Source organism: Collinsella sp. TF11-5AC, from assembly GCF_003436775.1.
Classification (GTDB): domain Bacteria; phylum Actinomycetota; class Coriobacteriia; order Coriobacteriales; family Coriobacteriaceae; genus Collinsella.
On the sequence record NZ_QSQO01000030.1, the window covers coordinates 5,316 to 20,652 of the forward strand.

Sequence of the window (15,337 nt, forward strand, 5' to 3'; positions counted from 1 at the left end):
GCGTTATTGAATGGCAATTCATTTCTTTACTAAAGAGAGGAATTCACTATGAAGAAGATCACGGCGATCGTCCGTCAGGAAAAACTTGAGGTTCTCAAAGACGCGCTGTTTGCTGCCGATGTTCGCGGCATGACCATCAACCAGGTGCAGGGCTGCGGCGCGCAGCATGGCTGGAAGGAATACGTGCGCGGCAACGAGTTGCTTGTCAACACGATCCCTAAGGTGCAGTTCACCCTCATCTGCGCCGATGAACATGTCGACGGAATTGTCGACATCATCTGCAATGCCGCCCGCACCGGCGCCGTCGGCGACGGCAAGATCTGGGTCGAGCCGGTCGAGGAAGTCATCCGCATTCGCACCGGCGAACATGGCCCCGCCGCGGTGTAGAATCGACCGTCTGCCATCCGCAACGTTAAAATGCTGCAATGAGGCACAAGGCTTGCGTTGCGGATGGGCGGATTATGGGTCGCAATAAATATCCCGAGGAGACGGTCGCGAAGATTCTCGACGCGGCACTGGAGCTATTCTGCGCACAGGGTTATGAGGGGACGAGTATTCAAGATATCGTTGACCGTCTCGACGGCATGACCAAGGGCGCTGTCTATCATCACTTCAAGAGCAAAGAAGAGATTTTCAACGCCGCGTTTGATCGGGCGATGACTCCGATTGTTGAGCACCGCCGCTCGATGCTTGGCGTCGGTAATATGACCGGAGCCCAAAAGCTCAAGCGACTGTACGCTCCCGAGTCCGTTGTTCCGCAAATTGAGCTATGGGCACGTATGCGTCCTGCAGCAGATCCGGTAAAAAGCTCGCGTCTTCTGGCGATGCAGTACCAGGGCTCGTTTAACGAGTCTGCCGATGGCTATCTCTTGCCGGTGATCGAGGAGGGCATCGCCGACGGATCCATTGCGTGCGAATGCCCGCGTGAAGCGGCGGAGGCCGTATCGTTGTTGGCGAATCTTTGGCTGCTGCCGCTGTTTCGTCCGCTTGAACCCAAGGATCGAATGCTCGCTCGCGCTCAATGTTTGGCGCAGATGGCCTCTGCGGTGGGACTCGATTTGGGCGAGGAAGTGCTCCAGACAACGGCACGGATTTGGGACGTATGGGACCGTGCCGGGTGGTAATATAGATACTGACGGTATGTAATTGATTTGAGAGGGCAGCTTCGGCTGCCCTTTTCAAGTCGATAAATACATACTAGCGGTATGTATGGGGGGCGGACTTATGGCTGGACTGAGAGACGTCGGCGTCTCGTTGAAATCAAAAACAGTGCGGTCAATCAGGCTCGCGGAACTTCTGGTTGCGCAGCTGTGCACGTATTCGATGCTGTCGGCGCTGTGCTTTGCGTATCCACTTTACTTGTTCGATTGCAGTGGATCGTCAACGTTATATGGCGTCGTCGTGGCGACGGCGTTCATACCCGGCGTACTCGCAACTCCGGTTGGCGGAATCTTGGCGGATAGGGGAAGACATCGCGAGGTCCTCGTGGCCCTCGGTATTGCTCTGATGACTACATCGCTGCTGTCTATCCCCATGAAGCGCTCATTGCCTCTTGCGGTCGTCGTAGTAGCGATACTTTGTGTTCAATATGGCGTTCAATCGCTGCTAAAGCCAATGCTCCAAATTGAGACGGTGCGCATGGCGGGTGAAAAGAAGGTTGAGCGGGCCACTGCATTGGTTTCGCAGGTGACCATGGTGAGCAATATCTTGGGTCCTGTGGTCGGGACGGCAGTCTATGGGTGCTTTGGCATCGATGCTCTCTGCACAACCGCGTCGGTGGCGTTTGCGATGTCAGCTCTGTTGTTTGGGGGCGCGCTCAAGCAAAATGCCTCATCTGAAACGATGGGAGACGGCGCGACTCGCATGACATGCCGAAACGATTTTCGGGAGTCGATTCGGTATCTGCTGCAAAATGCATCATTGGTCGCCGTGATTTTGCTTGCGGCCGTTTTAAACCTTGCGTTGGTTGGGCTAACGATTGGCGCTCCCATTATTGTTACAAAGCATCTCGGCATGCAATCGTCCTGCGTTGGGATGGTTGAGGTTGCTCTGGGCTTGGGTGGTCTTACCGGCAGTGGCTTGGTCGGCATTTGGCCGCATCGCTTTTCTTTCAATGGCATATGTCGATATGTTGCGATGATCTGTTTTGGAGTCGCGCCGATTATTGTTACGCTGTTGTTCGGCGTAGATGTATGCGTGTTCACCGTGTTTGCGGTTGGTTCGGCATGGGTCATGGTGTGGGCGAGCATTACGTCGGTTGAAATCATCGCGTTTGTTCAGCGGGTAGCGCCGACTGAGCTCTGCGGAAAAGTGCTTTCGGTCGTTTACATGGTCCTTTCCTGCGCAACGCCTATCGGCCAATTGACGTACGGGGCTGCATATGATCGATGGACACCGGCGATTGTATTCGCAGCCATGTTGGCGGTGCTGACGTTGATGACGGCTCTGTTTTATCGGCTGAAAAATCGATTGCGGCGATTGTCTTAACGCGCTGGGGCACCGTGAATTTGTGAAGGCGGTGGTACGCCGCGCCGGGACGGCATTGTTTGGACATGCCTCTCCTTCGTCTACAATATCGGGCAGACGAAGGAGAGGCATGTCCATGATCAAGATGTTCGCGAGTGACTTAGACGGAACGCTGCTGAACGCCCTGCACGAGGCGGATGGGACCATCCGCCGCGCCATTCGCGAGCTGACTGAGGCTGGCCTGCACGTGGTTCCCGCGACTGGACGATCGACGTTGCCGATCGGCGAGCATGGCTTTACGGGCCTGGCGCTTGACGCCTGCTGCTCCAATGGATCCATCGTGCGCGACAGCCATGGCGAGGTGCTCAAGACTTGGACCATCGATCCGCAGGTCACTGAGGAACTGCTCAAGGCGTTCCCGGACATTTGCTTTGATTGTTCCACGCCCGATGGCATGTACTCGAGCGGTTCGTTCGAGATGCATCAGGCGGGCTTTAAAAAGGACAGCCCCATCAAGCGTATTGTGATGCGCGGCATGCGTGCGCGCGGTGGGTATCACGAGGAGCAGTATTTCGACCAGTCGATCGGTGACATCCTGCGCCACGATGTATGCAAGATCAATTGTCGCGTGACCTCGCCCGAGCTGGAGCGTGACCTTAAGGCCTATCTTGCCGAACGCTCGGACCATGTGGTCAACGCGCCGTTCGATCCGGTGATGTTCGAGATCACGGACGTGGCGTGCAACAAGGGCGAGAGTGTGGCCTGGCTGGCGGGCTACTACGGTATTGCCGAGGACGAGGTCGCGGTCTACGGCGACGGCGGCAACGACATCGCCATGCTCAAGCGTTTCCGCCACAGCTATGCGACCAAAAACGCTAGCGATGCAGCTAAGGCTGCTGCGAGCGCAACTATCGGCAGCTGCATGGTCCACGCCGTCCCCAAACACATGCTCGCCACCATGCATAAGCAGAGCTCCCGCACCATCATTGAATAATGTGACAAAGGGACTGTCCCTTTGTCACATGGGAGATACCGGCTTTTGGCGTATAGGACTGTCACGCTTTCGCCACCAACAAATTTCGAGTTATTCGGCCTGTCGGAGGTCGTTAAATGGCTAAAGATGCCCTCTCTGGAACATTCATGCCTCTAATGGTGTTTGATTCGGTGACGTAAGTGCGCAAATGGGCATGTATACGCTCAAATAAGGACAAAAACCCTCAGATAATCCCGGCGGTGCATTTATACAAAACCAGTAGCGTGGCCGAATAAATCGAAAAATGTAGTTGGCAGTTCGGCGACAAGCTCGGGTATGGCAAAGGAACTGCTCCTTCGCCATACCCGAGCTCCGATCTTCTGAAATGCGAACAAACATTCGCATATCTAACTGCGCTTTGATAGAATCGGTATCGTTGACGGCAGTTCCATGTGCCGGGCAGCGCCCTCCATTTGATGGGAGGTGATGCCCATGACCGATTTGATTGATTTCGTGAGACTTCTGACCGCTTTGGTCTCGTTCTTCACGGCGCTTGTCGGCCTTTCCGAGGCACTCAAGCAGCGTTCGAAGCGCAACAGAAGGGGTCGCCGCCGCTAAGGCGTTGACCCCCTAAAACAAGCAACGGCGCTGCCCAGCTTTCCAGAACTTGGGCTGCCGTCGACACTATTCTACCCACGAATGACATTTTGGACAATCGACAATGCCGCTTCTAAAAGCTGAGCGCAACCTAATGTGACAAAGGGACTGTCCCTTTGTCACATCCCAAATATTGCCTTTACGTGTTGATACACACGGTGTGCAATAATACTCGCACTGTGCAATAGCGCACAGGCTGAGTAACAAGGAGGACGCTTGTCCCAGCTCGAGAAATGCGATCGCCGGTCCCTTCGCTCGCAGCGTGCCCTTCGCCAGGCACTTGCCAGCGAGCTTGCCGAAAGCGGCGACCTTTCGCGCATTAACGTTGCGTCGCTCACCGAGCGCGCCGGCCTTACGCGCCGCACGTTCTATTCGCACTACCGCGATATCCCCGACTTTATCAATCAAATCGAGGATGGCTTGCTGGCCGAGATCCGTGAGCGCATTGAGCTCATCACCGCAGCTCAGCTGCCTGATCTCTATCACAACATCGATGAGCTCGAGCCGGCGCCCGGTTCGGTTGAACTGCTGCGTTATCTTGCGGCCAACCGCGACTTAATCGGTGCGCTGCTGGGTCCGGGCGGCGACCAGGCCTTTATTAAAAGGATTATCGACACCGCGCGTGAGGCTGTGGTGCCGCGTGCGCAGACGGGCATTTTGGGCCTGGCGCTGGGCACGTTCTTTGACTACTACGTCACCTACGTCGTGAGTGCCGAGGTCGGCATGATTCAGCGCTGGTTTGAGCGTGGGCTCACCGAATCGCCCGAGGCCATGGCACGCATTATGACGGTGCTCGCTTTTGTGCGCCCGGGCGACCTGTATGGCCAACCCATCGATATCAACGTGCCGGAATACGGCATGAAGCTTTTGAATTTGCAGCTCGAGGACGCGGTCGACACCGCCGCAACCGTCGAGTCCAACAACTAAGAGGAGAGACAATGAGCAAACTCGTCGAGGGCATCAAGGACCGCATGGTTGCTGCCGCACGCGAGGCCGCGCCCGCCGTGGTGGACGCTGCGCAGAAGGCCGCGACCGCGGCAGCCGAGAAAGTTGCCGAGGCAGTTGCCGATGCCAAGAACGCGGCAGGGGAGGCGTCCGTCACTGGCGAGCTCGCTACCGCCGCTGAGCCCGTAGCCGCCGCCCACGCCCCCGAAGGTGCAATCTTCAACCCCGAGAACGCTCGTGGCAACCTGCACCTGGGCATCGACGTGGGCTCCACCACCGTTAAGCTCGCCGTGCTCAACGACGACAACCAGATCGTCTACGCCAAGTACCAGCGCCATCACACCGACGTCCGTGCCTGCGCCCGCGACCTGTTCGAGGGTGCCGCGGCCGTGCTGCCGACGGCCCAGATGACCTGCGCCATTACCGGCTCGGGCGGCCTGCTGCTGTCCCAGTGGCTCGACCTGGAGTTTGTCCAGGAGGTCATCGCCAGCAAACGCGCCGTCGAGACCCTTATCCCGGCCACCGATGTCGCCATCGAGCTGGGCGGCGAGGACGCCAAGATCATCTACTTCGACAACGGCATCGAGCAGCGCATGAACGGCACCTGCGCCGGCGGTACGGGCGCCTTCATCGACCAGATGGCAACCCTGCTGCACACCGACGCGAGCGGCCTCAACGAGCTCGCGGCCAACGCCACTACCATCTATCCCATCGCCAGCCGCTGCGGCGTCTTTGCCAAGACCGACGTCCAGCCGCTGCTCAACGAGGGCGCCCGTCCCGAGGACGTGGCTGCCTCCATCTTCCAGGCCGTCGTGACCCAGACCATCTCGGGCCTGGCGTGCGGCCGCCCCATCCGCGGCAACGTCGCCTTCCTGGGCGGCCCGCTGCAGTATCTCTCCGAGCTGCGCCACCGCTTCTACCTCACGCTCAACCTGGACGAGGAGCACCGTATCGTGCCCCAAAACGCCCACCTGTTTGTAGCGAGCGGCGCCGCCATGGCGCACGAGTCCAACAAGCTCAGCACGTTCCCACAGCTTATCGAGGCCATCGACAGCTTGGGCGACACGCAGGGTGCTGAGGTCGAGCGCCTGGATCCGCTCTTTGCCACCGACGAGGACTTTGCCGAGTTCAAGGGTCGCCACGACACCGAGGTCGTCCCCAAGGGCAAGCTCGACGGCTACACCGGCCGCGTGTTCATCGGCATCGACGCCGGTTCCACCACCATGAAGGCCGCACTCGTGGGCGAGGACGGCCAACTGCTGCACACCTGGTACGGCAACAACAACGGCGACATCCTGGGCACGGCCAAGGTCATCATGGCCGATTTCTACAACCACATCCCCGCGGGCTGCACCATCGGCCACGTGACCACCACGGGCTACGGCGAGGCGCTGCTCATCGAGGCTCTCAAGGCCGATTCCGGCGAGATCGAGACCGTCGCGCACCTGCGCGGCGCCAAGGCGTTCCTGCCCGGCGTCGAGTTCATTCTGGACATTGGCGGCCAGGACATGAAGTGCCTGCGCGTCAAGGACGGCGTCATCGAGCACATCATGCTCAATGAGGCCTGCTCGTCGGGCTGCGGCAGCTTTATCGAGAGTTTCGCCGTCTCTATGAACATGGACGTGCGCGCGTTCGCCGACGCCGCCATCCATGCCAAGGCCCCCGTCGACCTGGGCAGCCGCTGCACGGTCTTTATGAACTCGCGCGTCAAGCAGGCGCAAAAAGAAGGTGCCACGGTGGGCGACATCGCGGCCGGCCTGTCCTATTCCGTCATCAAGAATGCCCTGTTCAAGGTCATTAAGCTGCGCGACCCCAAGGAGATCGGCAGTCAGGTGATCGTCCAGGGTGGCACCTTTATGTCCGATGCCACGCTGCGCGCGTTCGAGCAGCTCACCGGCGTGCATGCCGTGCGCCCCGACATCGCCGGCTGCATGGGCGCCTACGGTGCGGCCCTGCTCGCCCGCGATCGCGCCGGCGCCGACGGCACCTCGACCATCCTTTCGGCTGAGGATATCGCGCACCTCACCGTGACGCAAAAGCATGTCCGCTGCGGTCGCTGTTCCAACAACTGCCAGCTCACCGTCAACGACTTTGGCGGCGGCAGGCGCTTCATTACCGGTAACCGCTGCGAGAAGGGTGCCGGCCACAAAAAGCAGAAGACCGAGGCCCCCAACCTCTTCAAAAAGAAAAACGAGTTGCTGTTTAACCGCGAGGTGCTGAGCCCCGACGAGGCCCCGCGCGGCACCGTGGGCATTCCGCGCGCGCTCAACATGTACGAGAACTACCCCTTCTGGCACGCGTTCTTTACGCGTCTGGGCTTTAGCGTGCAGCTGTCCGACCAGTCGAGCAAGAAGACCTACCAGGCGGGCATCGAGTCCATGCCGTCCGAGAGCGTGTGCTATCCGGCCAAGATGAGCCACGGCCATGTGATGAACCTTATCGACCGCGATGTCGACTTTATCTGGATGCCGTGCGTGCGCTGGGAGCGCAAGGAGGATCCGACCGCCGGCAACTGTTACAACTGCCCCATCGTCATGAGCTATCCCACGGCGTTGGCACTCAACATCGACGAGATCCGCGAGCAGAACATCGAGTTCCTGTACCCGTTTGTGCCCTATCATGACAAGACCGAGCTCAAGCGCCGTCTGTACCAGGTGCTCGCCGTCGACCGTGTGGCCGATGCGCAAGCCGGTCGCGGTCGCGTGCGTGGGCCCAAGATCACGCGCTCCGAGGTCGATGCCGCTGTCAACGCTGCCTTTGAGGCCGATGCGCGTTTCCACGAGGACATCCAGACCATGGGCGAGGAGGCTCTTAAGTGGGTCGAGGACCACGGCGGTCACGGCATCGTGCTCGCCGGTCGTCCCTACCATAACGACCCCGAGATCAACCACGCCCTGCCCGAGCTTATCTCGAGCTTTGGCTTTGCGGTCTTTACCGAGGATTCGCTCGCGCATCTGGTAAAGCCCGAGCGTCCGATTCGCGTCGTCGACCAGTGGATGTACCACAGTCGCCTGTACGCCGTGGCCCGTTTTGTGACGATGCGCAACGACCTGGACCTGATCCAGCTCAATTCCTTCGGCTGCGGCCTCGATGCCCTGACCACCGATCAGGTACAGGAAATCCTGGAGGCCAGCGGCAAGATCTATACCGTGCTTAAGATCGACGAGGTGTCCAACCTGGGCGCCGCGCGCATTCGCATCCGCTCGCTCATGGCGGCACTCAAGGACCAGGAGGCCGAGCGCTTGGCCGAGGCCACGGCTGCGGGCGAGGTCTTTGAGCAGGGCGACGCTGCGCCGGTGGCGCCCTCCACGGATGCCCCCGCGTTCGCGAGCCGCAAGTACGCGTTCGAGGCACAGCGTGAGAGCGCCTCGACCGCATGGCCCAAGGTGCCCTTTACCGAGCAGATGCGCGACGAGGGCTATACCATCCTGTGCCCGCAGATGGCGCCGATCCACTTTGACCTGGTCAAAGAGGTGTTCCGCGGTGCCGGCTACAACTTGGAGCTGCTGCCCTCGACCGACCACGATGCCGTCGAGGCTGGCCTGCGCTATGTGAACAATGACATTTGCTACCCGTCGATTCTGGTGACGGGCCAGATTATGGAGGCCATCGAGAGCGGTCGGTACGACCTGTCCAAGACCGCCGTGGTCATCAGCCAGACCGGCGGCGGCTGCCGTGCCACCAACTACATCGCGCTCATCCGCAAGGCCCTGCGCGAGAGCGGCCACCCCGAGATCCCCGTGATCTCGCTTTCGGCCGTGGCGCTGGGCGAGGACAACCCCGGCTTTAAGCTGACGCCGGCGCTGCTTAAGCAGGCAGTCTACGCGGTGCTCTTTGGTGACGTGATGATGCAGATGCTCTACCGCTGCCGCCCGTACGAGGCCACGCCCGGTGCCGCCAACGCGCTCTACGAGGAGTACATGGCGCGTGCCCGCAAGCTGGCGCCCAAGTTTAACCGCCACAACTACACCAAGCTGTGCCGCGAGGCCATCCGCGCGTTCGACACCATGCCGCTCGTGGGCGAGGGCACCAAGCCGCGCGTGGGCGTGGTCGGTGAGATCTTGGTCAAGTTCCATCCCACGGCTAACAACCACGTGGTCGATGTCATTGAGCGCGAGGGCTGCGAGGCCGTGGTGCCGGGCCTGCTCGACTTCTTCCTCTACTCCATGAGCAACGCCGAGCTGCAGAAAGACGAGCTGGGAAGCTCTGCTACTACACGCGCGGGCATGCAAGCGCTCATCAAGCTTGTGGACTGGATGCGCACGCCGGTGGAGGAGATGCTCGAGAAGTCCCGCCGCTTCGAGGCGCCCGAGCGCATCGGCACCATGGCCGACAAGGCCCGTACGGTACTTTCGGTGTGCAACAACATGGGCGAGGGCTGGCTGCTCACGGCCGAGATGCTCGACCTGATCGACCATGGTGCGCCCAACATCATCTGCACGCAGCCCTTTGCGTGCCTGCCCAACCACGTGGTGGGCAAGGCCGTGATCAAGGAGCTGCGCCGCCAGCATCCTGAGAGCAACATTGTCGCGGTGGACTACGACCCCGGTGCGTCCGAGGTCAACCAGCTCAACCGCATTAAGCTCATGATCAGCGTGGCCAAGGAAAACATGCGCGCCGGCAAGGGCTTTAAGCTCGAGAAGGTGGCGCCGCTCGCGATGGACGAGGTCACCGGTCAGATGCGTGCCCATGACGGCTGCGTGAGCTGCGGGCCGGCCAGCGAGGAGGCCGTCACATCGGTCGCCAAGCGTCTGGGACGCGGCATTAAGAAGTAGCTTGCCCGCTATGGGCTAGATATGAGACAAACGGGTGGCAGCCGTGCCGGCTACCACCCGTTTTTGCTGGACATATGTTGCGTAAACGCCCCAACTATCACCCTTTGCGAACTTAGATTTCGGAAGTATGCGGCAAAATCTGAATAGGCCGAGCACACCGGATATGTCAAAGCTGTGTACCTGCGGTTTTATTGGCGAAAATCAGGACGTGCTCAAGAGTTTCGGAATTTGCCGCATACTTCCGAAAACGACGTCTCGGTGGCACCAAAAACTGCCCTCGGAACCCTGAGATAATGAACATATGTAGCCGTTTGCCGCGAAATACCGCCCGTTTATAGAACCCACCCCCAACGCGCGTCATCCTTACGGTTGAATAAATACACATCAATGGAATTACGTAAGAGAGGACCGTCCCATGAGCTACAAGACCGTTTGTGTTGCCGGCGGCGGCGTGTTGGGAAGCCAGATTGCCTTTCAGGCTGCCTACTGCGGCTTTGATGTAACGATTTGGCTGCGCAACGAGGGCAGCATCGGCCGCACCCAGCCCAAGATCGATCACGTGCGCAAGGAGTACATCGCGGCAATCGAGGGCATGGAGGACGGTACGGGCGAGTGGTGCGCCGGTATCGCCGATGGCACCCAGCCCTTCGACAAGGAAGCGGCGCTCGCCGCCGTCGAGCGTGCCTACTCCACACTCAAGCTGGAGCTCGATCTTGCCAAGGCCGTGGCCGACGCCGACCTGGTCATCGAGTCTATGGCCGAGGACACCCAGGCAAAGATCGACTTCTACAAGAAGCTCGCCCCGGTTCTGCCGCAAAAGACCGTCATCGTGACCAACTCATCCACGCTGCTGCCGAGCACCTTTGCCAAGTACACCGGCCGTCCCGAGAAGTACCTGTCGCTGCACTTTGCCAACTCTATCTGGAAGAACAACATGACCGAGGTCATGGCACAGGACCAAACCGACAAGCGCTACTTCGACGAGCTCGTCGACTTTGCCAACGACATCCGCATGCTTGCCCTGCCCGTCAACAAGGAAAAGAACGGCTACCTGCTCAATTCCATGTTGGTGCCGTGGCTGCTTTCGGGCCTTGACCTGTATGTCTCGGGTGTGAGTGACCCCAAGAGCGTCGACCTCGCGTGGACGCGCGGCACCGGCGCTCCCAAGGGGCCGTTCCGCGTGTTCGACACCGTGGGCATCCAGACGGCGTACAACATCGTCATGCAGTACCAAAAGGTCCCGGGCTTGGTGAGCCCGCTGCTCAAAAAGATGATGATGCCCTACAACTTTAAGGCCATGGCCTCCGTCCTCAAGAAAATGCTCGACGAAGGTAAGCTGGGCGAAAGCTCGGGCGAGGGCTTCTTTACGTACTAAAAATGATCTCTTGGGGGTGGAAGCGTTGGGGATCTACGGTAGTATGCGACAAGATCTGAATAGGTCGAGCAAGAGCTGTAGTGCGCGTTGACGTTTGGCCAATGGAGCGCAAAAACGCACCGTTCGCCGATACGCCTCTCGCGAGTGGTTGCCATATGGTTTGATGTTGGAAACATATGATTGCCGGCAGGCCGTAGGTGGCGTTTGCGCTGATATCGGAGGTTCCAAGTATGTTTCGTGCTCCGCTAAACAAGTACCGGGCTGGCTAACATGAGCCGCCGTTTTGTCTCGATAACCCTTGCGGTGGTTTGCCTGGCTGTGCTCCTGGGCGTTGCAGGGCAGTTTGCTATAAATCGAGAAACATCCTATATGCAGGAATGCGTTTCCGAAGGCTTTGCCATTGATGGTTACTATCGGGATGACAAAACAAGTCTGGAAACTCTGGCCTTTCTTGAGGAGGATAACCATCGGTGGCAACTGGTCGGCAAGGGCGGCAACTGCGTTGATGGACAGTTCGAGCGTATGGACGACCCCAACATTCTGGTGTTAAAGAATGAAAACGGCGAAGAATTCGGTACGGTCCACGTGGCGTATATTTCGCGCCGACGCGATCAGGGCTTGCTCTACCTATTTAGAGATACCAGGGTGACCCGTTTTTATCTGGTGAGTACCGGTCCGGCGTTTACAGTGGAGTCTGGCGATGTCGATGCGGACAGCTGATTCACGGCAATAAATCAGCGAGCGGAGCGCGGCCATGGACCGCGTCCCGCTATTTGCTCGTGGCCCGCGTCACGTCTGCGCCATGTCGTGACTCGCGGCTGCGCGCATCCATCCCACGTCGCGTATTACTGCACATCAAACTCCACGCGATCGAGCTCGGGCACATTGAGGTCGATGAGCTTGCGGGCTACACGGCGGTCGTGTGCCCCAAGCGCCTCGCTTGTCGTCACATGGGCGACAACCTCGCGCTCGACGATACCCTCCTCCTCGCCTTCGGTGGCCGAGGTCTCGACGGCAACGGTGTAATCCTTAAAGCCCGGCAGCACCGCGGCAAGCTCGCGCGTGGTTTCGGTGACGCCATAGCCGTCCTGCACGCCGGCCTGCGCCGAGCCAATGGATCCCGCGGTCATAACGATGCAGGGGATGGCAAAGATCACCGTGCCCACGATGATGCGGCGGCGCACCTTGTGTGACAGCTCATCGACCTCGGCATTTTCCTCGGCGGTCACAATGCCGTCGCCGTTGAGGTCGCGCTTGAGCGGCACGCGCAAAAGAAGCAGCACGGCTTCGGCAGCCAGTGCGATAAAGACCACGTTGATGCCAAACTCGTAGAGGGCCGAGAGAAACAGCGACCCGCTTGCGATGGCGATGCCATAGCCCGCCGCGCACAGGGGCGGCATGAGCGCGGTCGCCACGGCCACGCCGGCGATGAGCGTGGCGGGTTCCTGGTCGCGCGAGTTGCCCAGTCCGCCCGCAAAGCCGCCCGCGAGCGCGACGGCAAGGTCCCACACAGTCGGTGTCGAGTTGTCGATGATGGCGGCCGTGGTGGTGCCAAGGGGCGAGAGCTTAAAGTACAGCGTGGACGTGATTAGACAAAAGACCATCTGCAGCGCGAGGCCGGCAATTGCCTCGACGGCAATCTCGCGGTCGAGCGTGGCGATGCCGTATGCCATGGCAAGGACCGAGCCCATGAGCGGACAGATGAGCATGGCGCCCACGATGGCAATGTCCGAGTCGATATCGAGGCCGATGCTCGCGATCAACATGGCAATGATCAGGATGCATAAGTGCGAGCCAGTCAGGCGCGCCCCGTTTACAAAGCGCTTGCGAATCACGTGATAGGGCGCGCGTCCCTCGCGTATGTTGAACGCCTGCTTAAGGAAACGGGTGGCATTCTCCATGGCCTCGCTGTGTGCAGGGCGTATACCGTGACGACGATGATGACGCTCGCGCAGCCGCTTGATCTGTTGTTTGTCGAGTTCCATGCTTACCTCGTTTAGCTTCTGAGCCGCTTCTTGCGTCTGTCGTCTTTACTCTACACCGCGTTAGGCGAGGTGTCAGACAAGGTTTGTTGACCTGGAAGTCAGGCCAATCGACATGGCTAAAACGCCGTGAGGATCATAAGAGTCAAATAGACAAAAAAGCACGGGGCCGGTTTGATTCCGACCCCGCGCTCTGCGCTGGTGCGTTGTTGTTCGGCCTACCCCAGCAGGCTCAGACCAACAGAGACAAACGCCAGGATAACGCCGACGATGGACTCGCCGCCGAGCAGGCCGCTGGCGACGACCAGGCCCTGCTCCTGGAAGGCGGCATCCTTGGAGGCCTTCTCCTCGTCCGAAAGACCGGCAGCGGCGTCGCGGCGTGCGGCCCACTTGTCGTAGGCGAGCTTGGCGCAGGAGCCCAAGAAGGCCGTGAGCGACATGTAGAACGGCAGGTACACGCCCAGGCCGATCATCATGGCCGGAATGCCGAGCCAGTACATGACGATGCCGGCGATAAAGCCGCCTGCGAACCACGGCACGCTCGGGATGCCCGAGACCATGGTGGCGACGACGCTTGCCTGCGCGGCCACAAAGCTCTTGTCGGGGCCGAAAGCATCCGGACCATAGGCGGTGACGAGCGCGACCATGACGGCAGCGGCGACCAGGGCGCCCACGATGCCGCCGATGGCCTGGCCGATCCACTGCGCACGCGGATTGGTGCCCAGCACGGCGCCGGCCTTAAAGTCGTTCATGACGTCGCCCGCAAGGCCGCATGCCACGGCCACGATGCCGGCGATAAAGAACAGCTTGACCTGGGCGATCTGTGCGAAGGCAGCCACGATGAGCATGACGATGAGGCCGAAGATCTCCATGGGGTCGATGCCCGTCTGGCCGCAGCTCTGCGCGCTCATGATGGTGGTGACAAAGGTGAACAGCGTGACGATGACGGCCGGGACGGGGCCAAGGTCGAGCGCGATGGCGACGATCACGGCGATGGCGGCAGTACCCAGGCCGATGATGCCGGCGTCGAGCTTAAGCGAGCCCGAGATGAGCGACTGCTCGTCGGTGTCGCTGGAGCTGTCGGCGGCGAGGCCGCGGGCGATGCCGGCGACCTGCGGCAGGATGTCCTTGAGGACGACGGCGACGCCAAAGCCCATCATGAGGCCCATGCCGAGCGATTTGACGATGCCCTGCGCAGTCACAACGTCGAATAGACCGGCAGCGGTGCCGCCCACGATGATGCCAAAGTTACCTAGCAGCGCGCCGGCAAACCAGAAGGCAACCGGGGCGAAGCCAACCAAAAAGCCGATGGAGAGCAGCATGGGCGAGTTATAGATGGCAAAGGTCACGCCGGGGATATTGAGCGTGCACAGCATGCTGGGCACCACGCCCAGAGCGTCGCGAAGCACGCTGTAGATGCCTGCGATGGCCATGGAGCCAAAGAGCTGCTTGCCGGTCTTGCCGCCGGCCTCGGTGGCGCGCAGTGTCTGAGCTGCGGCATTGCCGGTGGGAAACTCCAGCGCGGCGTCCACGATAAAGTGGCGGTGGATGAGCGCCGTTGCCAGCAGGCCCAAGATGGTGCCGGCGAGTGCCACGATAAACATGTCGAGCCAGCTGATCTGGTCGGCATAGCCCAGCATCCAGGCGCCCGGGATGGTAAACGCCAGGCCGCCGGCGACCATGGCGCCCGCGGACATGATGGTGTGGGTGACGTTGGCCTCGTTGAGCCTGGCGTCACCCATGAGCTTCAGGAAGAACAGCGAGATGACGGCAGCGAAAATAATCGGCCAGGGGAGTGCACCCATCTTGAGGGCCGTGTAGGCCGAGCTTGCCGTGATGATCACGCAGCCAAGGACGCCGATGACGACGCCGCGCAGCGTGAGTTGCCCGCGCATCGAAGCGCGGTTCGAGGGATTGCTCATATAAAACTCCTTTGCGTATATCCGCTTCCCCCGGGAGCGCCGTTACGGATACGGCGCGGGAAGTCGGGTTACCAAGGGCCGCCGCGTGAGCTCGCAAACGACCGCGCACCAGTATAGCGGCACGGCAGTTAATTTGGGACTGGGCTTTTTTAGCTATCCCAAACGAAGCCGAAGGATGATTATTCTGGGACGGGGATTTAAAAAGGCTCTGTTAGACCAAGGTTGACATAAAAACGATGTCA

General features: G+C 60.0%; 11 protein-coding genes. 9 read left to right on the forward strand and 2 right to left on the reverse strand.

Annotation, left to right across the window (positions count from 1 at the left end):
- Nucleotides 1-48 precede the first annotated feature (48 nt).
- From DXD16_RS09655 to DXD16_RS09690, 9 genes are all read left to right on the forward strand, one after another.
- Nucleotides 49-387 carry a P-II family nitrogen regulator gene (locus DXD16_RS09655; RefSeq protein ID WP_099432138.1) on the forward strand — a complete coding sequence of 113 codons (339 nt, stop codon included), beginning with the start codon at nucleotides 49-51 and terminating at the stop codon, nucleotides 385-387.
- A 74-nt stretch (nucleotides 388-461) separates the two neighbouring features.
- On the forward strand, nucleotides 462-1,124 hold the full coding sequence (locus DXD16_RS09660) for a TetR/AcrR family transcriptional regulator (protein ID WP_158606195.1): 663 nt from the start codon (nucleotides 462-464) through the stop codon (nucleotides 1,122-1,124).
- Nucleotides 1,125-1,224: 100 nt separating this feature from the next.
- A complete protein-coding gene (locus DXD16_RS09665) occupies nucleotides 1,225-2,487 on the forward strand; it encodes an MFS transporter (RefSeq protein ID WP_158606196.1) in 1,263 nt (420 codons plus the stop codon).
- A 115-nt stretch (nucleotides 2,488-2,602) separates the two neighbouring features.
- Nucleotides 2,603-3,460, forward strand: a complete 858-nt coding sequence (locus DXD16_RS09670) for an HAD-IIB family hydrolase (protein WP_117637662.1) — start codon at nucleotides 2,603-2,605, stop codon at nucleotides 3,458-3,460.
- 471 nt (nucleotides 3,461-3,931) lie between these two features.
- On the forward strand, nucleotides 3,932-4,057 hold the full coding sequence (locus DXD16_RS10540) for a hypothetical protein (RefSeq protein ID WP_022094649.1): 126 nt from the start codon (nucleotides 3,932-3,934) through the stop codon (nucleotides 4,055-4,057).
- Nucleotides 4,058-4,312: 255 nt separating this feature from the next.
- Entirely contained in the window at nucleotides 4,313-5,023 is a 711-nt protein-coding gene (locus tag DXD16_RS09675; protein WP_117584131.1) for a TetR/AcrR family transcriptional regulator, read from the forward strand.
- An 11-nt stretch (nucleotides 5,024-5,034) separates the two neighbouring features.
- On the forward strand, nucleotides 5,035-9,816 hold the full coding sequence (locus tag DXD16_RS09680; RefSeq protein ID WP_117655947.1) for a 2-hydroxyacyl-CoA dehydratase: 4,782 nt from the start codon (nucleotides 5,035-5,037) through the stop codon (nucleotides 9,814-9,816).
- A 415-nt stretch (nucleotides 9,817-10,231) separates the two neighbouring features.
- Nucleotides 10,232-11,191, forward strand: a complete 960-nt coding sequence (locus tag DXD16_RS09685) for a 3-hydroxyacyl-CoA dehydrogenase (protein ID WP_117635699.1) — start codon at nucleotides 10,232-10,234, stop codon at nucleotides 11,189-11,191.
- Nucleotides 11,192-11,461: 270 nt separating this feature from the next.
- Entirely contained in the window at nucleotides 11,462-11,911 is a 450-nt protein-coding gene (locus tag DXD16_RS09690) for a hypothetical protein (protein WP_147326482.1), read from the forward strand.
- A gap of 125 nt (nucleotides 11,912-12,036) precedes the next feature.
- Here the strand turns inward: DXD16_RS09690 and DXD16_RS09695 are convergent, their stop codons facing one another.
- On the reverse strand, nucleotides 12,037-13,176 hold the full coding sequence (locus tag DXD16_RS09695) for a DUF389 domain-containing protein (protein WP_117635701.1): 1,140 nt from the start codon (nucleotides 13,174-13,176) through the stop codon (nucleotides 12,037-12,039).
- A gap of 215 nt (nucleotides 13,177-13,391) precedes the next feature.
- On the reverse strand, nucleotides 13,392-15,095 hold the full coding sequence (locus tag DXD16_RS09700) for an OPT/YSL family transporter (protein WP_117655948.1): 1,704 nt from the start codon (nucleotides 15,093-15,095) through the stop codon (nucleotides 13,392-13,394).
- Nucleotides 15,096-15,337: the final 242 nt, after the last annotated feature.